The 25,929-nt window shown below is 73.4% G+C and carries 23 protein-coding genes; 17 read left to right on the top strand and 6 right to left on the bottom strand.

Features of this window, described 5'->3' with window-relative positions; all coding sequences use genetic code 11:
• Window positions 1–117: 117 nt before the first annotated feature.
• A complete protein-coding gene (locus ACIBCT_RS24610) occupies window positions 118–576 on the top strand; it encodes a PH domain-containing protein (protein WP_399192210.1) in 459 nt (152 codons plus the stop codon).
• Between the two features lie 53 nt (window positions 577–629).
• Here ACIBCT_RS24610 and ACIBCT_RS24605 read toward each other — a convergent pair whose 3' ends face one another.
• Both ACIBCT_RS24605 and ACIBCT_RS24600 read right to left on the bottom strand, forming a co-directional pair.
• Window positions 630–1,298 (bottom strand): potassium channel family protein, encoded by a 669-nt coding sequence (locus ACIBCT_RS24605; RefSeq protein ID WP_399192208.1) that lies wholly within the window; start codon window positions 1,296–1,298, stop codon window positions 630–632.
• Window positions 1,291–2,631, bottom strand: coding sequence for a TrkH family potassium uptake protein (locus tag ACIBCT_RS24600; RefSeq protein ID WP_399192206.1), 1,341 nt, complete (start codon window positions 2,629–2,631; stop codon window positions 1,291–1,293). Before ACIBCT_RS24600 ends, ACIBCT_RS24605 begins: the two co-directional genes overlap by 8 nt.
• 159 nt (window positions 2,632–2,790) lie before the next feature.
• Between ACIBCT_RS24600 and ACIBCT_RS24595 the strand changes: the two genes are divergently transcribed.
• The 4 genes from ACIBCT_RS24595 (at window position 2,791) to ACIBCT_RS24580 (ending at window position 6,625) form a co-directional block, all read left to right on the top strand.
• The gene (locus ACIBCT_RS24595) at window positions 2,791–3,687 is read left to right on the top strand and encodes an AAA family ATPase (RefSeq protein WP_399192204.1); all 897 of its coding nucleotides are present in this window, start codon (window positions 2,791–2,793) and stop codon (window positions 3,685–3,687) included.
• The gene (locus tag ACIBCT_RS24590; RefSeq protein WP_399192202.1) at window positions 3,671–4,786 is read left to right on the top strand and encodes a VWA domain-containing protein; all 1,116 of its coding nucleotides are present in this window, start codon (window positions 3,671–3,673) and stop codon (window positions 4,784–4,786) included. Before ACIBCT_RS24595 ends, ACIBCT_RS24590 begins: the two co-directional genes overlap by 17 nt.
• Window positions 4,779–5,885 carry an XdhC family protein gene (locus ACIBCT_RS24585; protein ID WP_399192200.1) on the top strand — a complete coding sequence of 369 codons (1,107 nt, stop codon included), beginning with the start codon at window positions 4,779–4,781 and terminating at the stop codon, window positions 5,883–5,885. The genes ACIBCT_RS24590 and ACIBCT_RS24585 overlap by 8 nt, the downstream gene beginning before the upstream one ends.
• Before the next feature lie 161 nt (window positions 5,886–6,046).
• The gene (locus ACIBCT_RS24580) at window positions 6,047–6,625 is read left to right on the top strand and encodes an NTP transferase domain-containing protein (protein ID WP_399192295.1); all 579 of its coding nucleotides are present in this window, start codon (window positions 6,047–6,049) and stop codon (window positions 6,623–6,625) included.
• Between the two features lie 7 nt (window positions 6,626–6,632).
• Here the strand turns inward: ACIBCT_RS24580 and ACIBCT_RS24575 are convergent, their stop codons facing one another.
• Complete coding sequence (locus tag ACIBCT_RS24575) at window positions 6,633–7,526, bottom strand: endonuclease/exonuclease/phosphatase family protein (protein ID WP_399192197.1); 894 nt, start codon at window positions 7,524–7,526, stop codon at window positions 6,633–6,635.
• 180 nt (window positions 7,527–7,706) lie between these two features.
• On the opposite strand from ACIBCT_RS24575, the gene ACIBCT_RS24570 reads away from it, so the two are divergent.
• The 7 genes from ACIBCT_RS24570 (at window position 7,707) to ACIBCT_RS24540 (ending at window position 13,760) form a co-directional block, all read left to right on the top strand.
• Window positions 7,707–8,747: an LLM class F420-dependent oxidoreductase gene (locus ACIBCT_RS24570; RefSeq protein WP_399192196.1), complete on the top strand. Its 1,041-nt coding sequence runs from the start codon at window positions 7,707–7,709 to the stop codon at window positions 8,745–8,747.
• Window positions 8,748–8,965: 218 nt separating this feature from the next.
• Window positions 8,966–10,060, top strand: coding sequence for a M24 family metallopeptidase (locus ACIBCT_RS24565; RefSeq protein ID WP_399192194.1), 1,095 nt, complete (start codon window positions 8,966–8,968; stop codon window positions 10,058–10,060).
• Window positions 10,061–10,085: 25 nt separating this feature from the next.
• A complete protein-coding gene (efp, locus tag ACIBCT_RS24560; protein WP_344896737.1) occupies window positions 10,086–10,646 on the top strand; it encodes an elongation factor P in 561 nt (186 codons plus the stop codon).
• Window positions 10,646–11,056, top strand: a complete 411-nt coding sequence (gene nusB / locus ACIBCT_RS24555) for a transcription antitermination factor NusB (RefSeq protein ID WP_344896740.1) — start codon at window positions 10,646–10,648, stop codon at window positions 11,054–11,056. The genes efp and nusB overlap by 1 nt, the downstream gene beginning before the upstream one ends.
• Before the next feature lie 99 nt (window positions 11,057–11,155).
• Window positions 11,156–11,914: a class I SAM-dependent methyltransferase gene (locus ACIBCT_RS24550; protein ID WP_399192191.1), complete on the top strand. Its 759-nt coding sequence runs from the start codon at window positions 11,156–11,158 to the stop codon at window positions 11,912–11,914.
• 37 nt (window positions 11,915–11,951) lie between these two features.
• Complete coding sequence (gene dinB, locus ACIBCT_RS24545; RefSeq protein WP_399192189.1) at window positions 11,952–13,190, top strand: DNA polymerase IV; 1,239 nt, start codon at window positions 11,952–11,954, stop codon at window positions 13,188–13,190.
• 147 nt (window positions 13,191–13,337) lie between these two features.
• On the top strand, window positions 13,338–13,760 hold the full coding sequence (locus ACIBCT_RS24540) for a DUF3040 domain-containing protein (RefSeq protein ID WP_344896746.1): 423 nt from the start codon (window positions 13,338–13,340) through the stop codon (window positions 13,758–13,760).
• 344 nt (window positions 13,761–14,104) lie between these two features.
• Here the strand turns inward: ACIBCT_RS24540 and ACIBCT_RS24535 are convergent, their stop codons facing one another.
• The 3 genes from ACIBCT_RS24535 to ACIBCT_RS24525 are packed head-to-tail and all read right to left on the bottom strand — an operon-like array spanning window position 14,105 to window position 18,806.
• On the bottom strand, window positions 14,105–16,567 hold the full coding sequence (locus tag ACIBCT_RS24535) for a transglutaminaseTgpA domain-containing protein (protein WP_399192187.1): 2,463 nt from the start codon (window positions 16,565–16,567) through the stop codon (window positions 14,105–14,107).
• A complete protein-coding gene (locus ACIBCT_RS24530) occupies window positions 16,564–17,820 on the bottom strand; it encodes a DUF58 domain-containing protein (protein ID WP_399192185.1) in 1,257 nt (418 codons plus the stop codon). Before ACIBCT_RS24530 ends, ACIBCT_RS24535 begins: the two co-directional genes overlap by 4 nt.
• A complete protein-coding gene (locus tag ACIBCT_RS24525) occupies window positions 17,817–18,806 on the bottom strand; it encodes an AAA family ATPase (protein WP_399192293.1) in 990 nt (329 codons plus the stop codon). Before ACIBCT_RS24525 ends, ACIBCT_RS24530 begins: the two co-directional genes overlap by 4 nt.
• Window positions 18,807–19,287: 481 nt before the next feature.
• On the opposite strand from ACIBCT_RS24525, the gene mraZ reads away from it, so the two are divergent.
• From mraZ to ACIBCT_RS24500, 5 genes are all read left to right on the top strand, one after another.
• Entirely contained in the window at window positions 19,288–19,719 is a 432-nt protein-coding gene (gene mraZ / locus ACIBCT_RS24520) for a division/cell wall cluster transcriptional repressor MraZ (protein WP_344896758.1), read from the top strand.
• A gap of 316 nt (window positions 19,720–20,035) precedes the next feature.
• Window positions 20,036–20,971 carry a 16S rRNA (cytosine(1402)-N(4))-methyltransferase RsmH gene (gene rsmH / locus ACIBCT_RS24515; protein ID WP_399192291.1) on the top strand — a complete coding sequence of 312 codons (936 nt, stop codon included), beginning with the start codon at window positions 20,036–20,038 and terminating at the stop codon, window positions 20,969–20,971.
• Window positions 20,972–21,053: 82 nt separating this feature from the next.
• Window positions 21,054–21,467, top strand: a complete 414-nt coding sequence (locus ACIBCT_RS24510; protein ID WP_399192183.1) for a hypothetical protein — start codon at window positions 21,054–21,056, stop codon at window positions 21,465–21,467.
• A 106-nt stretch (window positions 21,468–21,573) separates the two neighbouring features.
• Entirely contained in the window at window positions 21,574–24,333 is a 2,760-nt protein-coding gene (locus tag ACIBCT_RS24505; protein WP_399192181.1) for a penicillin-binding transpeptidase domain-containing protein, read from the top strand.
• Window positions 24,334–24,374: 41 nt separating this feature from the next.
• On the top strand, window positions 24,375–25,919 hold the full coding sequence (locus ACIBCT_RS24500) for a UDP-N-acetylmuramoyl-L-alanyl-D-glutamate--2,6-diaminopimelate ligase (RefSeq protein ID WP_399192179.1): 1,545 nt from the start codon (window positions 24,375–24,377) through the stop codon (window positions 25,917–25,919).
• The last annotated feature ends 10 nt before the right edge of the window (window positions 25,920–25,929 follow it).

Below are 25,929 nucleotides of genomic sequence, written 5' to 3'. Positions count from 1 at the left end.
ACCGGTCGTCGTGGTCGTCGTGGCCGTTCCGGCCGCCGGTCAGCCGAGGGCGCCGGTCTTCCCGAGGGCGCCGGTTTCCCGCAGGCGCCGGTTCTTCCGAAGGATCGTGATCTGACAGTGAGCCCGGAGAGCGTCTCCCCGCCCCCGCTGCCCGTCGTGTGGCGGCCGAGGACCGGGCGGATCGCGGCCTACGGCTTCGCGAGCGTGATCGTCGTCGGCGCGGTGCTGATGGCGGTCTTCCTGCCCGATCCGTTCACCCTGGCCGACAGGATCGCGATGGTCGTGCTCGGCCTCGTGATCGCCGGGGTCCTCCACCTGCTGGGACGGTGCCGTGTGGAGGCCGACGAGCGGGGGATCACCGTCGTCAACCCGCTGCGGGTGCGCCGCTACGAGTGGTCGCAGGTGCTGGGGGTCAGCCTGACCGAGAGCGAGCCGTGGGCGAAGATCGACTTCACCGACGGCGTCACCGTGGGGGCCATGGGCATGCAGGGGTCGGAGAAGGAGCGCACCGTCCGCCAGGTCCGCGAGCTGTCCGCCCTCATCAGGCGGCACGGGGAGGCCCCGGAGGCCCGCTGAGCCGTCCGGGCCCCGCCGGCCGGGACGGTCCCCGCCGGTCCGGGGACGGTGGCTCAGGTCTCCTCGGCGAACCGCTCGGCGCTGGTGGTCTCACCAGCCACGAGCAGGGTGTCGCCGTTCTGGATCAGGGTGTCGGAGGCGGCGTAGGTGAACCCGGTGCCGGGTTTCTTGATCCCGACCACGGTGACCCCGTACTCGCTGCGGATCCCCAGCGAGCCCAGGGTCTTGCCGTCCGCCCAGCGCGGCGCCATGGTCTTGATCATGGCGTACCCCTCGTCGACCTCCACGTAGTCGAGCATCCGCCCGGTGACGAGGTGCGCGACCCGCTCGCCCATGTCGTGCTCGGGCTGCACCACGTGGTGCGCGCCGACCCGCCGCAGGATGCGGCTGTGCTGCAGGCTGATCGACTTGGCCCAGATGGAGGTCACCTCCAGGTCGGCCAGGATCGAGGTGGTCAGGATGCTCGCCTCGATGTCGGTGCCGATGCCGACCACGGCCCTGCCGAACTCGCCGATGCCGAGCTGGGCCAGTGCGTCGGGATCGGTGGAGTCGGCGCTCACCACGTGGGTGAGGCGGCCGGAGAAGTGCTGCACGTTCTTGGGGTCGTTGTCCACGCCCAGCACCTCGACGTCCCGTCCCACCAGCTCCATCGCCAGGGCGCCGCCGAACCGGCCCAGGCCGATCACCGCGACCGCTTCGTGGCGGTTTCTCTTGTCAACCAACGAGGGGACCCTCCTCCGGGTATCGGAACCGACGGGTCTGCACGTGCAGTGCCAGCGCGGCGCCCAGCGTCACCGGCCCGAGCCGTCCCACGAACATCAGGGTGGTCAGGACCAGATGTCCCTCGGCGCCCACGTCGGCGGTGATCCCCGTCGACAACCCGACCGTGCCGAAGGCGGAGACCACCTCGAACAGTACGCGGTCGAGGTTGAACGGGGTGACCGCCATCATGACGAGCGTGCCGACGGTGACCGACGCCACGCTCAGCAGGGCGATCGTCAGCGCCTGGCGCTGGAGCTGCTCGGGGATGCGGCGGCGGCCCGCCGTGACGTCCGGCTCGCCGCGCAGCTCGGCGAGGATCACGAACCCCAGGAGCGCGAACGTGGTCACCTTGATGCCGCCCCCGGTGCTCGCGCTGCCCGCCCCGATGAACATCAGCACGTCGCTGATCAGCCAGGAGTTCTCGTTCATCTGCGAGGTGTCCACCGAGTTCAGCCCGCCGCTGCGGGTCATCGCGCTGTGGAAGAACCCGGCCATGATCCGCAGGCCCGGGGAGAGTCCGCCCATCGTCTGGGGGTTGTTCCACTCGGTGGCGGTGATGGCCAGCGCGCCGCCGAAGAACAGGACGGCGGTCGTCCCCAACGTGATCTTGGCGTGCAGGCTCCAGCGCGACGGGCGGCGCCAGTGCTCGCGCAGCACGGCGTACACGGGGAAGCCGAGACCGCCGGCGACCACCGCCAGCATGAGCGGGATGCAGATCCACGGATCGCGGACGAACCTCATCATGCTGTCCGGCCAGAGCGCGAACCCGCCGTTGGTGAACGACGAGACCGCGTGGAAGACCCCGTAGTACACGGCGCGGCCGACCGGCTCCCCGTACCCGACCACGAATCGGACGGCGAGCACGGTGGCGGTCAGCACCTCGGCGACCAGGGTGACCTTGGCGACCCCCACGATCACCTGGCGCACGTCGCCGGGCCCCAGGGTCTTGGTCTCGGCCTGGGTGTTGAGACGCGCCCGAAGGCCGAGCTTGCCGGAGACGATCAATGCGAGGATCGAGGAGAGCGTCATGATCCCGAAGCCGCCGATCTGCATCAGCACCATCAGCACGACCTCACCGAAGACCGACCAGTGCGCCGCGGTGTCGTGCACGGCGAGCCCGGTCACGCACACCGCCGAGGTGGCGGTGAACAGCGCGGACGTCCACGAGGCCGACACCCCGTCCTCGACCGAGACCGGCAGCAGGAGCAGCCCCGTCCCGCTGAGGACCGCGGTCAGGAACGCCAGCACGACGACCCTGGACGGGGTGTTGATCTGGTCGAGCAGGTTCTTCACAGAGGGCGACAATACTTCTTCGAAGGGACCGGCAGTACGTCCGCTGTCATCCCGTTCCCACGATCATCCGGTCGCGACCGGCGCCGCCGTCCCGCGATCCCGTCCGGCCCGTTCGCCGGCGGGGCACGCCGGGACGTGTGACCGGCGTAGCCTGAGGTGGTGGTGAGGCGGACAATCGAGGCATCCGACGTGGAATCGCCCGAGCAGCTTGCGGAGCTGCTCGCCGGGCAGGCCTACCTGGCGGGCGAGGGGCTCGTCACGGCGGCCTTCCTGGCGCTCAGGATGGGCCGCCCGCTGCTGCTGGAGGGCGAGGCGGGCGTCGGCAAGACCGAGCTGGCCAGGACCCTGGCGGCGGTGCTCGGGGCCCCGCTGATCCGCCTGCAGTGCTACGAGGGGCTCGACGCCTCCCAGGCGCTCTACGACTGGGACTTCGCCCGCCAGCTCCTGCACCTCAAGGCCGCCGAGGCGGGCGGGGTGACCGACGCCGCCCGGCTGGAGGGGGAGGTGTACGACCGGCGCTTCCTGATCGCCAGGCCGCTGCTGAAGGCGATCGAGACGCACCCCGCGGTGCTGCTCATCGACGAGGTGGACCGGGCCGACGTGGAGTTCGAGGCGATCCTGCTCGAGGTGCTCTCGGACTTCGCGATCTCCGTCCCGGAGCTCGGCACGATCCGCGCCGACGTCCCCCCGGTGGTCGTGCTGACCTCCAACCGCACCCGCGAGGTGCACGACGCGCTCAAGCGGCGCTGCCTCTACCACTGGCTGGAGCACCCCTCGTTCGAACGGGAGGTGGCGATCCTGCGCAGGCGGCTCCCGGAGTGCTCGCTGACCCTGGCCGAGCAGGTGGCCACGGCGACCGGGCGGCTCCGGAAGGCCGACCTGATCAAACCGCCGGGGATCGCCGAGACCCTCGACTGGACCGAGGCCCTGATGGCCCTCGGCGCGCGCGAGTTCGACCCCGGCCTGGCCGCCGCCACCCTGGGCGCCCTGCTCAAGCACCGGGAGGACCACGAGACGGTGCTCGGGAACGGACTCCTCGGTGCGTCCCGCGGCTGAGGGGGCCGGGCCGGACCTGGTGCGGGTGATGACCGGTTTCGCCAGGACCCTGCGGGCCGCCGGGGTGCCGGCCGACCACGAGCGCACCCAGGGCCTGCTCCGCGCCCTGTCGCACCTGGACGCCTCGCGTCCCGGCGACGTGTACTGGGCCGGGCGCCTCACCCTCTGCGCCTCGGCCGACGACCTTCCCCGCTACGACCGGGTCTTCGCGGCCTACTTCGGCGGGCGGAGCGCGTCCCAGGCGAGACCCGCGACGATCACCGTCACCCGGCACACCGCGGCCCATCCCGGGGCCGCCCCCGAGCCCGACGGCGGCGCCGAGCCCCCCGCCCTGGCGGCGACCGCCAGCGCGACGGAGGTGCTGCGCACCCGGGACGTGGCCGCGATGACGGGAGCGGAGCTGGCCGAGGTGCACCGGCTGCTCGCCCTGATGCGGGCGGGGAGGGAACGGCGCCGGTCGCGCCGGTTCAGGCCCTCGCGCCGGGGACGGCTGGACGGCCGGGCCACGGTTCGCGAGAGCCTGCGCCGGGGCGGCGAGACCGCCGGGCTCCGCCACCGCGAGCACCGGACCAGGCCCCGCCGCGTCGTGCTGCTGGTCGACGTCAGCGGCTCCATGACCCCGTACGCGGACACGCTGCTCCGCCTGGCCCACGCGCTGGTCAGGTCCGAGCCCCGGGCCACCGAGGTGTTCAGCGTGGGCACCCGGCTGACCCGGCTCACCGCCGAGCTGCGCCACCGCGACCCGGCGGCCGCGATGAACGCCGTCTCCCGCGCCGTCCCCGACTGGAGCGGCGGCACCCGGCTGGGCGAGGAGCTGCGCCGGTTCCTGACGCGGAGCGACGCCGCCGGGGCGACGGTGGTGATCGCCTCCGACGGCTGGGAGCGCGGCGGCGCGGAGCTGCTGGGGGCGCAGATGGCCCGGCTGTCCCGTACGGCGCACCGGGTGGTGTGGGTGAACCCGCACAAGGGCCGGGACGGCTACGAGCCGCTCACGGCCGGGATGCGGGCCGCCCTGCCGTACATCGACGACTTCGTGGCCGGGCACAGCCTGGCCGCCTTCGAAGAACTGGCGGCGCTGCTGGGAGGCACCCGTGCGTGATGTGTTGTCGCAGGTCCTGAGCTGGTGGGAGGCCGGGGAGACGTTCGGCCTGGCCACCGTGGTGGACACCTTCCGCAGCGCGCCCCGCCCGCCTGGGGCGTCCATGGCGGTGCTCGGCGAGGAGGCCGAGGGCAGCGTCTCGGGCGGCTGCGTCGAGGGCGCCGTCTACGAGCTGGCCCGGGAGGTGGTCTCCTCGGGCACCCCCGTGCTGCAGCGGTACGGGGTGAGCGACGACGACGCCTTCTCCGTCGGGCTGACCTGCGGCGGCATCCTGGACGTGTTCGTCGAGCCGGTCTCCAGACACACCTTCCCCGAGCTGGGGTCGGTCGCCGCGTCGGTGCTCGGGCACGAACCGGTGGCGGTCGCGACCGTCCTGTCCGGGCCGGGCACGGTGGGCGCCCGCCGGGTGATCTGGCCGGACCGCTCGGGCGGGTCGCTGGGCGTGGCCCGGCTGGACGCCGCGGTGGACGACGACGCGCGGGGCATGCTGGCCCAGGGGCTGACGGGCGTGCGCAGGTACGGCGCCCAGGGGCAGCGGCGCCTCGACGAGCTGGCGGTCTTCGTCCAGTCCTTCGCGCCGCCGCCCCGGATGCTGATCTTCGGCGCGATCGACTTCGCCGCCGCGGTCGCCCGGGTCGGCAAGTTCCTCGGGTACCACGTGGTCGTCTGCGACGCCCGGCCGGTCTTCACCACGGCCAAGCGCTTCCCCGAGGCCGACGAGGTGGTCGTCAAGTGGCCGCACGACTACCTCGTCTCGGCCGCGGTGGACGAGCGGACCGCGATCTGCGTGCTCACCCACGATCCGAAGTTCGACGTCCCGCTGCTGGAGGTGGCCCTGCGCACCCCGGCCGGGTACGTCGGGGCGATGGGCTCGCGCCGCACGCACGAGGACCGGCTGGCCCGGCTCGCGCGGGCGGGCCTGGGGGAGGCCGAGCTCGCCAGGCTCCGCTCGCCGATCGGCCTGGACCTGGGCGCGCGTACGCCCGAGGAGACCGCGATCTCCATCGCCGCCGAGCTGATCCAGCTGCGCTGGGGAGGTTCGGGCCGCCCGCTCACCGACGGCTCCGGCCGGATCCACCGGGACGGGCCGGGGACGTGAACGCGGCGCGGGAGCCCGGGGGGCCGGCGGGCACGCGACCGGCCGACGTGACCGGCACGACCGGCACGACCGGCACGACCGGGTCGGCCGGGTCGGCCGGGTCGGCCGGGTCGGCCGAGGACGCCCGGGAGGCCGGGAGCTCCGAGGACGCCGGGGAACGGGTGAGCGTGGGCCTGCTGCTGGCCGCCGGGTCGGGCTCGCGGCTCGGCACCCCCAAGGCGCTGGTGGAGTTCCGCGGGGAGCGGCTGGTGGACCGGGGGGTCAGGGTGCTGCGCGAGGGCGGCTGCCGGTCCGTGATCGTGGTGCTCGGGGCCGCCGGTACGGGGGTGCCGGGTGCGGTCACCGTCCACAATCCGGAGTGGGCCTCCGGGATGGGCTCCTCGCTGCGCACCGGCCTGGAGGCGGTCCCCGGCACGGCCGCGCACGTGGTGATCGCCCTGGTGGACCAGCCGTTCGTCGGGCCGTGGGCGGTGCGGCGGCTCATCCGGGCCGCCGGGCGGGGCGCCTCGGTCGCCGTGGCCACCTACGCGGGGGAGCGGCGCAACCCGGTGCTGATCGCCAGGGAGCACTTCGCGGAGGTCGCCCGGCTCGCGACCGGCGACGCCGGTGCCCGCCCGTTCCTGCGGGCCCGTGCCGGGCTGGTCGTCGCGGTGCCCTGTGACGACGTCGCCGACCCCGCCGACATCGACACCCCCGCGGACCTGGCCGCCCTGCGGGCCCGCTCCGGCCCCGCGACCTGACGGGCGGTCAGGTGCCCAGCCGCAGGGAGGCGACGGCGGCCCGGTGGTCGCTGCCCGCGGCGGGTTCGACGCCCGCGCTGGTCGCGGTCATCCCCCGGTAGAGGATGTGGTCGGGCCGGGTGACCGGGAAGGCGGCCGGCCAGGTGAACCCGAACCCCCTGCCGGCCTCCTGCTGGGCGTCCGAGAGCGGCGGCACCAGGCCGGTCCGCTTGCGGTCGGTGGTGGCGGTGTTGAGGTCGCCGAGCAGCAGCAGGCGCGCGCTGTCGTCCTTGTCGATCATCCGGCGCGCGTAGGCCAGGGTCTCGTCGCGCTGGCTCGTCCGGCCGGGCCGGGCCGAGGCGAGGTGCATGACGTAGACGGTGACCCTGCCCTTGGGGGTGACGACCACCGCGCGCAGCGCGCGGGCCCAGTCCAGGCCGATGTCGGCCTTGCGCGCCTCGGCGATCGGGAAGCGGCTCCACAGGCCGACCGTGGCGATCCGGTAGCGGTGCGGGAAGCGGGCGTTGAGCTCCTCGGCCGCCGGGCCGCCCGCGGTCAGCTCCTGCGCCGCGACCAGGTCACGCCCCCTGGAGACCGCCCGTACGGCGTCGGCCGAGTCACCGTTGGTCGCGCCCACGTTGATGGTGGCGACCGACAGGTCGCTGGGGCCTCCGGGCGGGGTGCGCAGGAACGCCGGGCCGAACATGACCCCCCACACGGTCGCCGGGAGCAGCGCCGCGCAGATCACCTGCCAGGACCGGGTGGCCAGCGCGCAGACCAGCAGGACCGGCACGGCCAGGCCGAGCCAGGGCAGCAGGCTCTCCAGCACGGGGGTGAACCCGCCCAGCTCGGGCAGGAGGCGATGCCCCCCGAGGGTCAGCGCCAGCGCCCCCGCCGCCACGACGATCGATTGCCTCAGCACACCGCTCCTCGTCCGTTCCCGCCGGGTTCCGCCGGGGTCGCCCTACCCCGGAATGCGTAGGCTACCGGCCCGGAGGCGGTGGCGCGGGGCTTGGTGTGCGGGCGGTGAGTCGATAGCCTTTGTTGCCGAGACAACGGAACAACATTCGGTTTTGTCGTGCTGCGGAAGGACGATCCCACCATGCGCATCGGTATGGCCCTGAACTACTCCGGAGGGTTCAAGGAGACGGTGGCCGCGCTGGCCGACTACGAGAGGGCGGGCCTCGACATCGTCTTCGTCGCCGAGGCCTACAGCTTCGACGCGGTCAGCCAGATGGGGTACATCGCCGCCAAGACCGAGCGGCTGCAGATCGCCTCCGGCATCCTGCCGATCTACTCCCGCACCCCGGCCCTGCTGGCCATGACCGCAGCCGGCCTGGACTACGTCTCCGACGGCCGTTTCACCCTGGGGCTCGGCGCCTCGGGACCGCAGGTCATCGAGGGCTTCCACGGCGTCCCCTACACCGCCCCGCTCGGCCGTACCCGCGAGGTCATCGAGATCTGCCGCCAGGTGTGGCGGCGCGAGCGCGTGACCTACGACGGCAGGCACTACACGATCCCGCTCCCGGCCGACCAGGGGACCGGCCTGGGCAAGCCGCTGAAGCTCATCAACCACCCGGTCCGCGACCGCATCCCGATCGTCGTCGCCGCCATCGGCCCCAAGAACGTCGAGCTGTCCGCCGAGCTCGCCGAGGGCTGGGAGCCGATCTTCTACGTCCCGGAGAAGGCCGCCGACGTCTGGGGCGCCTCCCTGGCCGCGGGCAAGGCCAGGCGGGACCCGGCCTTGGGCGAGCTGGACGTGATCGCCCAGGCGCCGCTGGCCATCGGCGACGACGTCTCGGACTGGCTGGAGCTGGGCCGCCCGATGGCCGCCCTCTACATCGGCGGCATGGGCGCCAGGGGGAGGAACTTCTACAACGACCTCGCCCGCCGGTACGGCTACGAGAAGGAGGCGGAGCAGATCCAGAACCTCTACCTCGACGGCAGGAAGGACGAGGCCGCCGCGCTCGTCCCGGACGAGCTGCTGCACAGGACGTCCCTGATCGGCCCGGAGGGGCACGTCCGCGAGCGCCTGCAGGCCATGCGCGAGTCGGGCGTCACGACCGTCAACGTCAGCCCGCTGGCGCGCACCCACGAGGAGCGCGTCCGGCTGATCGAGCGGGTCAGGGAGCTCGCCGCCTGACCCCGGCCGTACGGCGTCCGGTGGGCCTCGCGCCGGGTCCCGGGCGAGAGGCCGGCCCCCCGCGCCCGGCCCTGAGCCGAGGCCCGTGCTCGCCCCCGCGTCCGGTCTCGCGCTCGACCCCCGCGCCGGGCGGGGGACGGCCGCGACGGCGCAGGAGAGGCGGGCGGGGGACGGTCGCGGTGGCGACACGGGGCATGGCGGTCAATAGCATGCCTGGCATGACCGCCCTTCACGCCCGGCGCCGCGAGAACCTCGCCGCCCTGCTCCCCGCTCACGAGGCGGACGCGATCCTGGTCACCCACGCCGTGAACGTGCGCTACCTGACCGGCCTGGCCAGCTCCAACGCGGCCGTCCTGGTCCGGGCCGACGCCACCGCCACGCTGGCCACCGACTCCCGCTACATCGGCGCGGCCCGGGACGTCTGCGCCGACATCGAGGTGGTCGAGGAACGCGACGTCGCCGGCGCGCTGCTCGCCGGGTCCGGCCGGACAGGCGGCACCGGCGGCACCGGCCGGACCGGCATCGAGGCCGACCACCTGCCCGTCGCCGCCTACTTCCGGCTGGGAGGCGACCTGCTCCGCCTGTCGGGGACGGTGGAGTCGGTGCGCATGGTCAAGGACGAGGACGAGATCGGCCTGCTGCGCACCGCGTGCGAGCTCACCGACCGGGCCTTCGAGCAGGTGCTGCCCGGCCTGCGCCCCGGGGTGACCGAGAAGGAGATCGCCAGGGCGCTGGAGCGGCGGATGGCCGACCTCGGCGCGGACGGGCCCGCCTTCGACCCGATCGTGGCGAGCGGCCCCAACGGCGCGGTCCCGCACCACTCGCCCTCGGACCGGCCGCTGCGGCGCGGGGACCTGGTCACCATGGACTTCGGGGCCCGCCACCGGGGCTACCACGCGGACATGACCAGGACCGTGGCGATCGGCGAGCCCGCGGCCTGGCAGCGCGAGCTGTACGACCTGGTCCACGCCGCCCAGGGCGCGGGCCTGGTGGCCGCGCGGACCGGTGCCGCGCTGCACGAGGTGGACGCCGCCGCCCGCGACCTGATCGCCGAGGCCGGGTACGCGGAGTTCTTCGAGCACGGCCTGGGGCACGGCGTCGGGCTGGAGATCCACGAGGTGCCGTTCCTGTCTCCGCGACATCCGGAGCGGGACGCCGGGCACGCTAGACTAGAGGATCGAGTTCCGATCACCGTCGAGCCCGGGGTGTACCTGCCCGGCAGGGGCGGCGTGCGCATCGAGGACACTCTCGTGGCGCGCGACGGCGGGCCGGAGCTTCTCACACGGACGACCAAAGAGCTGCTCGTCCTTTAAGAGCGGCCGTACGCAGGAGAGATCAGTGGCGACGACGAACGACCTCAAGAACGGCCTTGTGCTCAAGCTCGACGGCGGCGAGCTCTGGGCCGTCGTGGAGTTCCAGCACGTCAAGCCCGGCAAGGGCGGCGCGTTCGTCCGCACCAAGCTCAAGAACGTGATGTCGGGCAAGGTCGTCGACAAGACCTTCAACGCGGGCGTGAAGGTCGAGGTGGCCAACGTCGACAAGCGCGAGATGCAGTTCTCCTACATGGACGGCGACGACTACGTCTTCATGGACACCGAGACCTACGACATGCTCCACGTCTCCCGGGTGGCGGTCGGCGACTCGGCCAACTACCTCCTGGAGAACATGCTGGCCACCGTGGCGATCAACGAGGGCAACGTCCTCTACGTCGACCTGCCCGCGGCCGTCGAGCTGATCGTCTCCGAGACCGAGCCGGGCCTGCAGGGCGACCGCTCCACCGGCGGCACCAAGCCCGCGACGCTGGAGACCGGCGCCGAGATCAAGGTGCCGCTGTTCATCACCACCGGCGAGAAGGTCAAGGTCGACACCCGCACCGGCGATTATCTCGGCCGCGCCTGATGTCGGCACGGGGTAAGGCGCGCAGGCGCGCGCTGGACATCCTCTTCGAGGCCGAGGCGCGGAGTGAGGACCCCAGGAACGTCCTGGCCGAGCGCCTGGAGCGGGCCGATCCGCCCGTCAACGAGTACACCACCACGATCGTCGAGGGGGTCTGCCGTCACCGGTCGCGCATCGACGAGCTGATCACCGCCTACGCCGAGGGCTGGACGCTGGACCGCATGCCCGCGGTGGACCGCAACCTGCTGCGCGGCGGCACCTACGAGCTGCTGTGGATGCCCGACGTCCCCGAGGGCGTGGTCATCAGCGAGTGGGTCAGCCTGGCGTCGGAGCTGTCGACCGACGAGTCACCGCAGTTCGTCAACGGCCTGATGGCCCGCTTCAAGCAGCTCAAACCCTCCCTGGCGCTCTAGCCGTGCCCGGCGGGGAGCCGTTCGCCCCGGCTCTCCGCCCGCACCGCGCGGGACGCGGCGTAGGCTGGACTCGTCACCGTACGAGGAGGCGATCTGAAGTTGCACGCCGTAGGCATCTCGCGGCAGGCGGGTACCCCGGCGGTCCGCACCGCGGTCGTGTGGGAGGCCCTGAGCGCCGTGCTGGCCGAGCGGGCGGCCGCCACGGGCCGTGAACGGCTGGACATCGTCGACGCCGGGGGCGGCACGGGCGGTTTCGCCGTCCCCCTGGCCGATCTGGGCCACTCCGTGACGGTCGTCGACCCCAGCCCCGACTCGCTCGCCGCGCTGGAGCGCAGGGCGGCCGAGACGGGAGTGCGGGTGCGCGCCCTGCAGGGCGACGCCGCCGACCTGGGAGAGCTGCTCCCTCCCGGGGACACCGATCTCGTGCTCTGCCACAGCGTGCTGGAGTACGTGGAGGACCCGGCAGGCGCGGTGACCGCCATGGCCGGGCTGCTGCGTCCCGGAGGCGTGATCAGCGTGCTCGCCGCCAACCCGCTGGCCGCCGCGCTGCACCGTTCCATCGCCGGCCGGTTCGACGAGGCCCGCGAGGTCCTCACCGACCCCGACGGCCGCTGGGGCGACCGCGACCCCACCCCCCGCCGCTTCACCCGCGAGAGCCTGGAGCTGCTGCTGGCCGCGACCGGCTTCACCCCCGGCGAGGTGCACGGCGTGCGGATCTTCGCAGACCTGGTGCCCAGCAGGGTGCTGGACGGCGAGCCCGGAGCCGCAGGCGCCCTGGTCGCGCTGGAACAGGCGGCTGCGGCGCACCCCGTCCTGCGCGACATCGCCACCCAGCTGCACGTCCTCGGACACCGGTGAACGCCGCATCGAACGAGTGTTCCCGTAGAATGACGTCGTGTCGAGAAAGCAGCAGATGCCGCGCCCCGGTCCGGCCCTGGGGTCGGACGACACGGGCTGCCCGATCCTGCACGTCGACATGGACGCCTTCTACGCCGGTGTCGAGCTGCGCACGCGCCCGGAGCTGCGGGGCAGGCCCGTCATCATCGGCCTGTCCGCGGGCCGCGGGGTGGTGCTCAGCGCCACCTACGAGGCCAGGGAGTTCGGGGTGCACTCGGCCATGCCCATGACCCGGGCCCGGCGGCTCTGCCCTCAGGCGGTGATCCTCCCGCCCAGCCGCGAGAAGTACGCCGAGGTCTCCCGGCGGGTCATGGAGATCTTCCAGAGCTTCACCCCCGAGGTCGAGCCCATCGCGTCCGACGAGGCGTTCCTGGACGTCTCCGGGGCCCGCAAGCGGCTCGGCCGCCCGGCCGAGATCGCCGCGATGATCCGCGAGCAGGTCGCCCGCGAGCAGGGCGTCACCTGCTCGGTCGGGGTGGCCCGCAACAAGTTCGTGGCCAAGCTCGCCTCCCGGCACGCCAAGCCCGACGGGCTGTTCGTGGTGCCGGCCGACAAGGTGGTCGACTTCCTGCACCCGCTGCCGGTGGCGGCGCTGTGGGGCGTCGGGGAGCGCACCGAGCGCTCCCTGGCCCGGCTGGGCATCGCGACCGTCGGCGACCTCGCCGCGGTCCCGGTGGACACCCTGCGGCGCGAGCTGGGGCAGGCGGCGGGCACGCACCTGGCCGAGCTCGCCTGGGGACGCGACGACCGCCCCGTCACCCCGCACACGCCGGACAAGAGCATCGGGGCCGAGGAGACGTTCGCCACCGACATCGACGACCCGGTGCGGATCCGCCGGGAGCTGCTCCGGCTGTCGGAACGGGTCGCGGCCCGGCTCCGGGGGGCCGGCGTCGTCGGCCGCACGATCAGCGTCAAGCTGCGCCGGGCCGACTTCACCACCCTGTCCCGCTCCCGGAGCCTGCACGACCCCACCGACGTCGCCAAGATCGTGTACGACGTCGCCTGCGATCTCTACACCGCCTCCGGCCTGGAGAACGTCCCGCTGCGGCTGGTCGGCGTGCGGGTGGAGAACCTCGGCCCGGCCGAGGGCGCGACCCGGCAGCTCGGTCTCGGTGAGCGCGAGACCGGCTGGCGGGAGGCCGAGCTGGCGATGGACCGGGCGACCCGAAGATTCGGCCGGGATGCGGTACTCCCGGCCTCCCTTATCCGCCCGCCGTTTGATGGAATGGAACCATGACGTCGCCTCCGGTTTGGACTACGTTGGACGTTTTCTTTCGTCTACGTCTACAGCCTCGTATTCTGGGGATAACCGACCGCGAGGTTCGGACACCCCGTGTCGTCCGTCACCGTCTTCCCCGTCCTGGGGCTGTCCTTGGGAGGCGCCGTGCCGCTCTCTGAGCACGAGCAGCGCTTGCTCGACCAGATCGAGCAGGCCCTCTACGCCGAGGACCCGAAGTGGGCCAATACCGTCAGGATCAGTGATCCGCGCAGCCACTACAGGCGTCGTCTGGTGAAGGCCGGAATCGGCTTCATCCTGGGCATCGTCCTGCTGATGGTCGGCGTAGTGATCAACAACGTCCCGCTCGGCATCCCGCTCGGCGTCGGCGGTTTCGTGGTCATGCTCGCCTCATGTCTGTGGGGCCTGTCGAGCTGGAAGCGGATGAACGGGTTCGGTGAGGCCGGTCCGGCCGCGCCGACCGATCAGCCGCCCGGCAGGGCAGGGGGCGGCGGCCGCAGGCCCGGCCCCCGCCAGAGCTTCATGGAACGCATGGAGGAGCGCTGGCGCCGTCGTCACGACGAGCGCTAGACCGCCGGGGCCGCCGCCGTCCGCGGCGGCGGGTCCCTCCCCGGTGACACTTCCCTTCCGTGCGCCCGGATCCGTCTCCCGCGTGCCCCGGCGACGGCCCGGCGATCTCCGGCGCCCCGCCGGTCCTCCGCGGCCGGCCGTCTTCGGGTCCGTGACCCTTCAGGTCCGGTCCCTCACGCCCCGTGACCCCTCGCGCCCGGTCGATTCCTCCGGCCCGCCGGGCGACCCCTCACGCCCGTGATCCTCCGCACCCGGCCGCTCCCAGGGGCCGGCCGTTCCCGGGGCGGGAACGCGTCCGGCCGTCCCCCGGACGGGGAACGGCCGGAGGTGATCCATGCCCGGGCTCAGGCGCCCTTCCTGGCCGGCCTGCGCAGCCGGATGTTCTCCAGCAGGTCGAACCCGTCCAGCACCCGCCCGCCCATCGCCCGCATCCGCAGGAGCGTCGAGGGGGGCAGCAGCACCGCCCTGATCCGCCTGCCGCGGGTCACGGTGGCCGCCAGCGCCCGCCGTACCCGGGACAGGTCCTCGCGGAGCGTGCCGACCTCCCCGCCGCTGCGGGCGTAGAGCATCCGCTCCACCGCGGCGGCGATCCTCGCCAGCGCGGCGGTGGCCTCCGGGTCGAAGGCGTACTGCTTCGCCAGCCGACGGGCCAGCGAGCGCGGGCTCTCGCTCGGCTCCCGCGCCATCCCGTAGTCGCACAGGGCGTCGTCGAGCTCGGCCCAGGCCGCCACCACCGCGGGCTCCCGGCGCCTCCCGTCCGGCGACGCGATCCCGGCCGGCCTCGGTCCCGGCGTCCCGACCGGCCCTTCGCCCCCGGAGGCCGGGACCGGCCCGGATGCAGGGACCGGCCGCGAGTAGGCCCTGCGGCGGCGGAGCCGCAGCTGCCAGCGGATCAGGCCGGGGATCAGCATGACCAGCAGCGCGACGGCCACCCCGATGCCGATCTTCGCGGCCGTCGGCACGCCCTCCTCGGGCGCGATCGGCAGGCCGCCCAGGTCGCGTTCGAGCATCCGGTCACGGCGGTTCGCCGCGGTCCCGCCCGGTCCGGTCGTCGAGTCGCCGGCCTCCGCCGACGGCGCGGCGCTCGGCGCGGCGCTGGCGGTCGGGGCCGCCTGCGGCCGGGTGTACTCCGGCACCGTGGCGCTGCCCTGACCGGCCCCGCCCGCCGGGGTCGGCTCGAAACGCAGCCACCCGGTCCCCTCGAAGTACAGCTCGGGCCAGGCGTGCGAGTCGTGGGTGCGCACCTGCCAGGCCCCCGCGACCCTGCCGCCGCCGGTGTAGCCGATGGCCACCCGGGAGGGGATGCCCAGGACGCGGGCGAGCACCGCCATGGAGGCGGCGAACTGCTCGCAGTACCCGGTGCGGTTACGGATCAGGAAGTCGGTCAGCGCCGGCCCGTCGTGCCCCTGGGTCGACAGGTCGTAGGTGAACCCGCCGTCCTCGGTGAAGAACTTCTGGAGCTGGATCGCCTGCTCGTACGGGCTCGCGCCGCGCTCGGTCACCCGGGTCGCCAGCTGCCTGATCTCGCCGGGCAGGTTCTCCGGGAGCGCCAGGTAGCGCTCGCCGATCGCCGCGGACGGCGGGCCCGCCGCCCTGAGCCGCTCCGCCGTGGACCTGGGCTCGGCGGTGATCACCCGGTACGACAGGCCCTCGGCGGTGTCGCGGGTGGAGAAGACCATCAGCGTGTCCCGGTCCGGCCGCCAGTCGCCCGCGGCCGTGACCCGGGCCGCCGGGTAGGGCAGCGGCAGGAAGCTCAGCCTCCTGACCTGGTCGCTCACGGCGACGTCGAGCGTGGCCGAGGTGACCGACAGGGACGGGTTCTGGCCCGGGGGAGGCGGCATGGCGGCCTCGGACGTGCGGTCCTCGGGACGGCCCTTGGGTTCCGACATCGTCCACTGCTCGCCGTCGAAGACGTCGAGGGAGTACATCCGCAGGTAGCGCGAGTCACCGTCGCTGACCCGGTAGGTCAGCACCGTGGAGTTCTCCGGCAGCGAGAGCTGGCCGCGCAGGTTGACGATGGGGTTGGGGATGCTGACCGAGTTGCCGCCGCCCCTGCCGTTGCCCACGCCGAACGCGAACAGCGGGCTGGGCTCCAGGGTCGGCAGCAGCGCGGGCAGCAGGATGGCCAGCGCGACCGCGGTGAAACCGATGCGCTTGCCCGACAGCCGCAGCGGCCCGGCGTCGGAGGAGGCGGGACGGGCGGTCGTGGCGGCCGACGTGCGGCGTACCAGCACCGCCCGGCCCCAGTGGGTGACCCGCTCGCGGCCGTCGGCCACGAGCAGCCCCAGGTAGCCCGCGGCGCCGACGATGAACGCCGGCCAGCCGATCGGCTCGGCGACCACCGCGGCCGGGACGGTGAACAGCGCCAGCAGCGGCAGCCCGGCGAGCGCTGCCCTGTGCAGCCGCGCGGCCAGCAGGTCCACGGCGATCGCGATCACGCCGACGCCGCCGCAGGTGAGCAGGACGATGCCGGTGCTGTCGGGCACGGGGGCGGCGAACCGCTGGATGTCGGCGAAGCCCCTGGTCAGCAGCCTGGTCAGCTCCACCACCGAGTCCGCGGTGGGCACCACCCTGCCCCAGGCCTCGTCACCGGCGAAGGTGGCGGTGAGGTAGATCCACGTGGCGAACACCTGCACCGGCGTCACCAGCCAGCCGGGCAGCGCGTAGTACCCGGCGGCCGTGCCGATCCCGGCGACCACGAGGACGGCCCCCAGGCTCGCCCAGAACCAGTCGCCTCCCTGGAAGAGGGGATAGAGAGCGATCGCGACCGCTCCCGTGGCCATCCCCGAGGCGATGGGAAGTCTCATGTGTCACCTCTGCTCGCTGCGAATGGGCCGCGTCGCGCGGCCTCCTGCCAGACGCTCGCGACGGAGGCGCCCGCGGCCAGCCGCACGACGCGCCAGCCCGTCCCGGCGAGGATCGCCCGCGCCGCCTGGAACTCCTCGTTCTCGCCCAGCTCGGGATGCTCCCATCCCGACACGTCCAGCATCACGGCCACGCCGGTCACGTTGCCGCGCCTGGCCCTGGCCAGTTCCTGGGCCTGCTCCAGGTCCAGGTAGCCGAGCACGGCCACGATCAGGCCGTCGCCGCCGCCCTGGCGCAGCGCGCCGACGCCGAACTCCAGCGACCGGGCGGTGCCGGCCCGTACCACGGCCAGGGTGTCCAGCAGGGACCGGCTCAGCCCGCTGTCGGTGAGGTGCTCGGCCCCCTGGTCGGTGATCAGCCGCAGGCCGAGCCCCTCGTGGGCGAGGTGCACGCCGATGGAGGCCGCGGCCGAGACCGCCGCCTCGAACGACGAGCGCGGGCCCTCGCCGCGGTGGGCGTAGCGCCGGGTGTCCAGCAGCAGCGCGCCCCTGCTCTGCCACTGCTGTTCCTCGCGCCGCACCATCAGCTCGCCGCGCCTGGCGGTGGAGCGCCAGTGCACCCGCCGCAGGTCGTCCCCCTGGCGGTACTCGCGCGGCGCGACGTCGTCGTCCCCCGCCGCCGCCACGCTCCTGGTACGGCTCTCGCCCCCGCCGCTCCACTCGCCGGCCAGCCGCACGTGCGGCAACGCCACCACCTGGGGCGTCACCACCAGGGTGTCGGTGATGGTGAAGGCCCTGGTCAGCTCGACCAGGCCGAACGGGTCGCTGATCCGGATGGCCAGCGGCCCGATGGTGAACCGGCCGCGCAGGTCGGAGCGGACCCGGTAGTCGATCTCCCGGACGCCCTTGGCCTCCACCCGGTCGAGGACGAACCTGGGCCGGGCCCCCAGGGCGTACGGGACGGTGTCCTCGATCATCAGCAGGCCGGTCGGCAGCCGGGTGACGTTCTCCAGGCGCAGGGTGACGGTGGCCTCGCTGCCCACCTCGGCCCGCGGCGGGTCCAGGCGCCGCGCGCAGCTCAGCCGGTAGCGGGTCCGGGCGACCACCATGGCGGCGAGCAGCGGCAGCGACAGGATCAGCACGCCGATCCTGAGCAGGTCGTGCTCGCCGAGGACGAAGGCGCACAGCAGCGCCGCGACGCCGGACGCCAAAAAGGACCGGCCGCGGGCGGTGAGCGCCTTGAGGCCGGAGGTCACCGCGGCTGGGCCTCGGGAACGGGCACCCGGCGGACCAGGTCGGCGATCACCTGCTCGGGCGGGCGGCGCTGTCCCTGGGCCTCGACGCTGGGCAGCAGCCGGTGCGCCAGCACCGGGACGCACAGGTCCTGCAGGTCGTCGGGGATGACGTAGTCGCGGCCGGCCAGCGCCGCGTGCGCCCGCGCGGCCCGGACCAGCTGCAGGGTGGAGCGCGGCGAGGCGCCGAGCCTCAGGTCGGGGGACTGGCGGGTGGCGGTCACCAGGTCGATCGCGTACATCTTGATGGGCTGGGAGACGTAGACGCCGCGCACCGCCTCGATGAGCGCCTTGACCTCCTCGGTGGTGGCGACCGGCTCCAGCTTGTCCAGCGGGGAGGCGGCGCCGTGCACGTCGAGCATCTCCAGCTCGGCGGACGGGGCGGGGTAGCCCATCGCGATCCGGGCGGTGAAGCGGTCGCGCTGCGCCTCGGGGAGGGGATAGGTGCCCTCCATCTCGATGGGGTTCTGCGTCGCGATCACCATGAAGGGGGAGTCCAGCCGGTAGGTCGCCCCGTCCACCGTGACCTGGTGCTCCTCCATGCACTCCAGCAGGGCCGACTGGGTCTTCGGCGAGGCCCGGTTGATCTCGTCGCCCACCACGATGTTGGCGAACACCGGGCCGGGCTTGAACTCGAACTCCATGGTCTGCTGGTTGTAGGCGCTCACCCCGGTGATGTCGCTGGGGAGCAGGTCCGGGGTGAACTGCACGCGGCGTACGGGGCAGTCGATGGACCTCGCCAGCGCCTTGGCGAGCATCGTCTTGCCGACTCCGGGGACGTCCTCGATGAGAAGGTGGCCCTCGGCGAGCAGTACGGTCAGGGTCAGGCGGACCACGTCGCTCTTGCCCTCGATCACCGATTCGATCGACTCACGGATCCGGTGCGCGGTGACGACGAGATCATCAAGCTGCGGTGAGACGTCATGGGTTACTGCCACCCAGGCCTCCATGAAGGTGCGGCGGTTGCGCGCCGGGGGGTTCTGTCGCGGGACCTTTGCGATCCCCTTGCTCATTCTGTTTACCGACACTACGGTGCCGCGCGGACCGGCGGCGACTTTATCTGGTCATCAGGGATGATTCCGGGTGAATGGCCACAGTGTGTCCCATCCTCATCCCGATCCTGTGCGGATGACGTGCCGGTCCCGTGACGGATCGGGCGTCCGTTTCGGCCCCCGTGGTTCTCCTCTGGTCTACGAGCATTTCATGATCTTTGAGCTATTGGACGGTGTTTACGACACGCCCGCGGCCTATGTCGGGGCGCCAACCCCCTCCACTCCACCCCACCCCATTTGAACTGGGGAAATGTCGGTGAAACCCGCCGCGAAGAGGCGTGGAATCAGTTGACGGTGGAGAGAAGTGGAGTATGGTGGTGCGCAGTGGAGGGCAGGGCTGCGATGCCTGGCGCTCCGCTGGGCACGGGAGGTGAGGCCGATGTTCCTCGGCACCCACCACCCGCGTCTCGATGACAAGGGACGGCTGTTCCTGCCGGCGAAGTACCGTGAGGAGCTGGCGGAGGGTCTGGTGATCACCAAAGGCCAGGAGCGCTGCCTCTACGTCTTTCCCGTAGAGGAGTTCCAGCGCATAACCGAGGCTCTGCGCACCGCGCCGGTGACCGCCAAGGCGGTCCGTGACTACAGCCGCGTCCTGTTCGCCAGCGCGTCCGACGAGGTCGCCGACAAGCAGGGCCGGATCACCGTTCCGCAGGCCCTGCGTGAATACGCCAGCCTGCGCCGCGACTGCGTGGTCATCGGGGCCAACACCCGGCTGGAGATCTGGGCCGAGGATGCCTGGAGCGCCTATCTGGCCGACCAAGAGCAGGCTTTTGCCGATCTGTCGGAGGAGGTGCTGCCAGGGATTCTGTGACTCCACGGTCGACTCATCGGTGAAAACGTCGTTCGGCGAGGTCTCCACCCGCAACCACCTGCCCGTCAGCTGATGCACCTTCCCCGGTGTCAGGTGACGGGACGACACGCGGGTGCGGATGGGGACCTGGCCGGACGGCCCCGAGGGTAGGGGCCGGTTTCGACAGGCCGGTGAGGGCCCGCCGCACGTCCGCGGACGGGGCGGGAAACGAGGGGGTTGGCGCTTCATGCGCGCCGAGAACGACAGTCATGATCTGCATTCGCGCGGCCACGATCTCCAGCGCGATCCCCAGGCGCCGCCGGGCCACGTCCCGGTGATGCTCGACCGGGTGCTGGAACTGCTGGCCCCGGCGCTGAACAGGCCGGCCCCCGTGCTCGTCGACGCCAACCTCGGCCTCGGCGGCCACGCCGAGGCGCTGCTCGCCGCCCATCCCGCGCTCCACCTGATCGGGATCGACCGCGACCCCACCGCCATCGAGCGCTCCACCGCCCGGCTCGCCCCGTACGCCGACCGGATCACGCTGGTGCGCGCGGTCTCCGACGAGCTGGCCGAGGTGCTGGCCGACGCCGGCCGGCCGCGTGTCGACGCCGCCCTGTTCGACCTGGGCGTCTCCTCCCCGCAGCTGGACGAGGCCGAGCGCGGCTTCGCCTACTCCTACGACGCCCCGCTGGACATGAGGATGGACCGCGACCAGGAGCTCACCGCCGAGGTCGTGGTCAACACCTACTCCGCCCCCGAGCTGATCCGGATCCTGCGGGATTACGGAGAAGAACGATTCGCCCCGCGTGTCGCGAACCTAATCCTCAAGGAAAGGGCCAGAGAGGCCATAACGTCTACCAAGCGGCTTGCGGAGATCGTCCGGACGGCGATCCCGGCCGCGACCCGCAGGACCGGGGGCAACCCCGCCAAAAGGACTTTTCAGGCGTTGCGAATCGAGGTGAACGCGGAGTTGACGGCGCTGGAACGCGCGCTCCCGGCCGCGCTCGACGCACTGACGCTGGGCGGGCGCGTCGTCGTGCTCGCCTACCACTCCCTCGAGGACCGGCTGACCAAGCAGGTCATCACCGCGCGGACCCGGGACACCGGCCCGGCGGGGCTCCCCGTCCCGCTGCCGGCCCACCAGCCGCGGTTCGCGCTCCTGACGAGGGGAGCCGAGCTTCCGAGCGAAGAGGAGGTGGCCCGCAACCCGCGGGCGGCCTCTGCCCGGTGTCGGGCGGCAGAGAGGATCCGTGAGGCAGTTGACGAGGAGTGAGACAGACGTCCGACGCGCCGCGCCCAGCCGCGGTGCCCGTCCCGCGCGCGTCCCCCGCGCGACGCCCCGCGGACGCCGGCCCGTGCCGGCCGCGGCCGGTCCCGTCGCGAGCCCGGCCACGCCGGTCCAGGCGGCGCCCGCCGCCGGGCGCCGGCGGGCGCCGAGGGCTCCCTTCCTGCTGCTCGTGGTCGGCCTGCTCTGCGGGGGCCTGGTCAGCCTGCTGCTGCTGAACGCCGTGCTCGCCAAGGACTCCTTCCGGGCCAGCGAGCTGCGCAAGGACATCAACGAGCTGCAGCTGGCCAGGGAGCAGAAGGAGAGCGTCAACATGCGCCTGGAGATGCCGGGCGTCCTGGCGCGCAACGACGAGAACCAGGGCGAGCAGCCGGACTGGGACACCGCACGCGTCATCATCCCCGGCAGCTCCTCGGGCGAGGTCGCCGGTGACACCCGCGCGCCCGCCGGACGGGAACGAGTGCCGGGCCCGGCCGGTGAGTGAGAGCGGCGGACGCAATCCCGTGCCGGGGCGCGACGATCCCCGGGGCGGGGCGGGCGGAGGCTCCGGCCGCCGGTCCGGCCGTCCGGGCGCGCCGAACGTCCCGGGCGTGAGCGGTTCCGGCGGCCCCCGCCCGGTGGAGGGTCCCCCCGGACCGTCCCCGGCGGGCAGGCCGGGTCCCGCGGGCAGGTCGTCCGCGGGCAGGACCTCCACGGGCAGGCCGTCCGCGGACCGCTCGTCCGGACGGGCCGCCAAGGGCAGGCCCGCGCCGGGGGAGGGGCCCGAGCAGACCGGCAGGCCCGGCCCGGCCAGGAAGGCGTCCCCGGCGGCCGGGCCCGGCGGGGCGGCCGCGGGGCCGGGAAAGGCCTCCGGTGCCCGCCAGGGCGCCGCACGGTCCGGCAGGAACGGTCCGGCGGCCCGGCCCTCGGCGGCACCCGGCCGGCCTGTCGTGCCTCCGGGCCCGGCCGCACGACAGCCGGGCTCCGCGAGCCCCGCGAGCTCTGCGGGCTCGGGCAGGGGGGCCGTCACCCCGCCGGGCCCGGCCAGGACGGGCTCGCCCGCGTCCCCGGGCGGCCCGCGCACGCCCGGGAAACCCGAGAAGCCCGGCAGGTCCGGCGCGCCGGGATCTCCCGCAAGGGGACCGGCCGCCCAGGGCGGCTCCGGCGCGTCCGGCAGGCAGAACCCCACCGGCAGACCGGGGGCGGCGGGCAGGCCCGGCCCCACCGGCAGGCAGACGCCCACCGGCAGGCCGGGACCGGCCGCCAGGCCGTCCGCCTCGGGCTCGCCGGGCAGGACCGGACGGCCGGAGGGCCGCCCGTCGGCGCGTCCCGACCGGGGCGGCGCCTCCGGGACCCCCGGCAGGCCGGTCAGGCCCCCCGCAAGGCCGGGGGCCGCCGAGACGACGGGCAGGCCGGTCCGTCCCGGGCCGCCGGGCGGGCCCGTCCGGCCGGGGAGTCCCGAGACGACGCGCAGGCCGCCCGGGGCGGAGCCGCGCGGCCCGGTGCGGGTCCCGCGCGCGGACGAGCCGCCCCCGTCCGGAGGGACGCGTCCCGGTGCCCGCGGTGAGCGCCCGCGCGCGGGCGGGCGCGGTGGCGGCCCGGGTGGCAGGCCGCCCCGGCCTCCGGCGCGCCCGGTCGCGGTGCTGCGCCTGGGCAACCCCCGCCGGCGCATCGGCATCGGCCTGATGGTGATGACCTTCGTGCTCTCCATCTTCGCCGGGCGGCTGATCCAGCTGCAGGGCCTGGACTCCAAGGTCTACACGGCCGAGGCGGCCAAGCAGCGCGTCCAGGAGGAGAGGCTGCCCGCCAGGCGGGGGTCGATCACCGACGTCAAGGGCCACGAGCTCGCGCTGACCCTGGAGGCGCGCGAGATCTTCGTGGACCCCTCGGAGATCTCCGACGACAGGCGCGACCAGGTGGCCACGATCCTGGCCAAGGAGCTGAACACCACCAAGGAGACGATCCTCGCCAAACTGGCCGATCGCACCAGCCGCTACCAGCAGATCGCCGCGGCCGCCGACCCGGCGGTCGCCCAGCGGATCATGGCGCACGACCTCAAGGGCGTCGGCAGCAAGCACCGCTACCGCCGTGACTACCCCGGCGGCGACCTGGCGGGCACCCTGCTGGGCTTCGTCGGCACCGACGGCACCGGGCTGGCCGGGCTGGAGAGCACCTACGACAAGCTGCTCGCCGGACGCGACGGCAAGCAGATCATCGAGACGGGCCGCCAGGGGCAGCGCATCCCGATGACCCGCAGCACCCTGCAGGCCCCCATCGAGGGCAGGGACGTGCGGCTGACCATCGACCGCGACGTCCAGTGGGCCGCGCAGAAGGTGATCGCCGAACAGGTCGAGGCCACCGGTTCCCGTACCGGCAGCGTCATCGTGATGGACGTGCCGACCGGGCAGGTCGTCGCCATGGCCAACGCGCCCGAGCTGGACCTGGGCAACTGGATGGCCGCGGCCGGCGCCGACCGGGTCAACCGGTCGGTCACCGACGTGTTCGAGCCGGGCAGCACCAACAAGGTCATCACCGCGGCGGCGGCCCTGGAGTCCGGGGCGGTGCGGCCGGAGACCCCGTTCACGGTCCCCGACCAGATCCGGTGCGCCGACCAGGTGCTCAAGGACTCCCACCCGCACCCCGTCGAGCGGCTGACCTTCTCCGGCATCGTGGCGACCTCCAGCAACGTGGGCACCATCCTGGCCACCCAGCGGATCGGCGACGAGAAGCTCCACTCGATGCTGCAGCGCTTCGGGTTCGGCACCCGGCCCGGCACCGGCCTGCCGGGGGAGGAGGCCGGGCTGCTGCCCGACTGGAAGGACTGGTCGGGCAGCCAGCGCTGCACGATCGCCTACGGCCAGGGCGTCTCGGTGACCGCGCTGCAGACGGCCAGCGTCTACCAGACCATCGCCAACGGCGGGGTGCGCGTCACGCCGCAGGTGGTGGCCGGGACCACCGGCGAGAACGGCGCCTTCACGGCGTCCCCTCCGGCCGAGCGGACCCGGGTGATCAGCGAGCGTACGGCACGGGAGGTCTCCGCGATGCTGGAGGCCGCGGTGAGCGAGGGCGGCACCGGCAACCTCGCCTCGATCGACGGCTACCGGGTGGCGGGCAAGACCGGCACCGCGATGCGCTACGACACCAGGTGCCAGGGCTACTGCGGCTACACCGCGACGTTCGTCGGCTTCGCCCCGGCGGACAAGCCCAGGCTGGTCGTCCTGGCGGTCCTGCAGGACCCCCAGGAGGGCCACTACGGCGGTGAGATCGCCGCCCCGGTCTTCAAGAGGGTGATGACGTTCGCGCTGAAGAGCGGGAAGATCCCGCCGACCGGAACCCGGCCGTCCCCGGTGCGGATACGCGCCGGGGAGTGACGAGTGAAGGTACGCTCTCCGCCGTGCGTCCCCCGTCGTCCATGCGACCCTCAAACAGTTCACCCCGCCCGCTCTCGGGGCTGGCGAGCCTCATCGGCGCGCCCTCGGGCACGTCGCGGGCACCGCTCGCCGCCGTCCGCGGGGTCACCATCGACTCCCGGCGGGTGTGCCGCGGAGACCTCTACGTCGCGCTGCCCGGGTCCGCGGCCCACGGCGCCGACTTCTCCGCGCAGGCCCTCGCCGCGGGTGCCGCCGCGATCCTGACCGACGAGGCGGGACGGGCGGCCGCGGTCGCGACCGGCCTGCCGGTGCTCGTCGTGCCCGACCCCCGCGCCGTGCTCGGGCAGGTCTCGGCCTGGGTGTACGGTAACCCCGCCGCCGACGTGACGGTCATCGGGGTCACCGGGACGAGCGGCAAGTCCACCACCGGGTTCCTGCTGGAGGCCGGGCTGCGGGCCGCGGGGCACCGGGCGGGCCTGATCGGGGGCGTCGAGATCCACGTCGGCGAGCTGCACTTCCCGCCGGGCCTCACCACGCCCGAGGCCAGCGACCTGCACGGCCTGTTCGCGCTGATGCGCGAGCAGGGCGTCACCGCCGCGGCCATGGAGGTCTCCAGCCACGCGCTGGCGCTGGGCCGGGTGGACGGGGTCTTCTACGACGTGGCGCTGTTCACCAACCTGTCCCAGGACCACCTGGACTTCCACCGCGACCTCGACGACTACTTCGCGGCCAAGGCCCGGCTGTTCACCGCCGCGATGAGCCGGGTGGGGGTGGTCAACATCGACGACGCCCACGGGCGCGCGCTGCTGGACATCGCCGAGATCCCGATGACCACCTTCTCGGCCCAGGGATCGCCCGAGGCCGACTGGAGGGCCCTGGACGCGAGCCTGGGGCCCGAGGGCGGCGTCTTCCGGGTGGTGGGCCCCGGCGGCGTCGAGGAGGCCGTGTCGATCAACCTGCCGGGTCCCTTCAACGTGGCCAACGCGCTGGGCGCGATCGTCGCGCTGGTGGAGGCGGGGGTGCCGCTGAGGGCCGCGGTGGCCGGTGTCGGGTCGCTGCCGGGCGTTCCCGGCCGGATGGAGCGGGTCGCCGGTGGCGAGGACTTCCAGGTCATCGTGGACTACTCGCACAAGCCGGGCGCGGTCGAGTCGGTGCTGTGCTCGCTGCGGGAGATCACCAAGGGCCGGATCATCATGGTGCTCGGCTGCGGGGGTGACCGCGATCGCGGTAAACGCCCAATGATGGGAGAAGCCATCGCAAGGCTCGCAGATGTGGCTATTCTCACCAGCGACAACCCCCGCTCCGAGGATCCGCTGCGGATCCTGGCCGAGATGATGGACGGAGTTCTCGGTGTGCCCCGGGACGGGCGCGCACATGTGATCATTGAGCCGGACCGTGCCGCGGCCATCGACCTGGCCGTCGGCCGGGCGGGGTTCGGGGACGTCGTCGTCGTGGCCGGCAAGGGTCACGAGCAGGGCCAGTACGTCGGCGACCAGGTGCTCCCCTTCGACGACAGGCAGGTCGTGGCCGAGGCGATCGTCAGGCGCAGGAACCGCACCGGGCGCCGAAGCACGTATGGAGAGTAGGGAAGAAGCA

Origin of the sequence: Streptosporangium sp. NPDC050855 (assembly GCF_044456585.1) — a bacterium.
GTDB classification, from domain to species: Bacteria; Actinomycetota; Actinomycetes; order Streptosporangiales; family Streptosporangiaceae; genus Streptosporangium; species Streptosporangium longisporum.
Note: the sequence above shows the minus strand (reverse complement) of the source record. Positions and strands in the feature narration are given on the sequence as shown.

What these genes read in the sequence shown, in the direction of transcription:
- ACIBCT_RS24570 (WP_399192196.1), top strand. Translation starts at nt 7,707, where the DNA reads ATGCGCATCGGTATGGCCCTGAACTACTCCGGAGGGTTCAAGGAGACG.
- ACIBCT_RS24565 (WP_399192194.1), top strand. Translation starts at nt 8,966, where the DNA reads ATGACCGCCCTTCACGCCCGGCGCCGCGAGAACCTCGCCGCCCTGCTC.
- nusB (WP_344896740.1), top strand. Translation starts at nt 10,646, where the DNA reads ATGTCGGCACGGGGTAAGGCGCGCAGGCGCGCGCTGGACATCCTCTTC.
- ACIBCT_RS24535 (WP_399192187.1), bottom strand. Translation starts at nt 16,567, where the DNA reads ATGAGACTTCCCATCGCCTCGGGGATGGCCACGGGAGCGGTCGCGATC.
- ACIBCT_RS24525 (WP_399192293.1), bottom strand. Translation starts at nt 18,806, where the DNA reads ATGGAGGCCTGGGTGGCAGTAACCCATGACGTCTCACCGCAGCTTGAT.
- mraZ (WP_344896758.1), top strand. Translation starts at nt 19,288, where the DNA reads ATGTTCCTCGGCACCCACCACCCGCGTCTCGATGACAAGGGACGGCTG.
- rsmH (WP_399192291.1), top strand. Translation starts at nt 20,036, where the DNA reads ATGCTCGACCGGGTGCTGGAACTGCTGGCCCCGGCGCTGAACAGGCCG.
- ACIBCT_RS24500 (WP_399192179.1), top strand. Translation starts at nt 24,375, where the DNA reads ATGCGACCCTCAAACAGTTCACCCCGCCCGCTCTCGGGGCTGGCGAGC.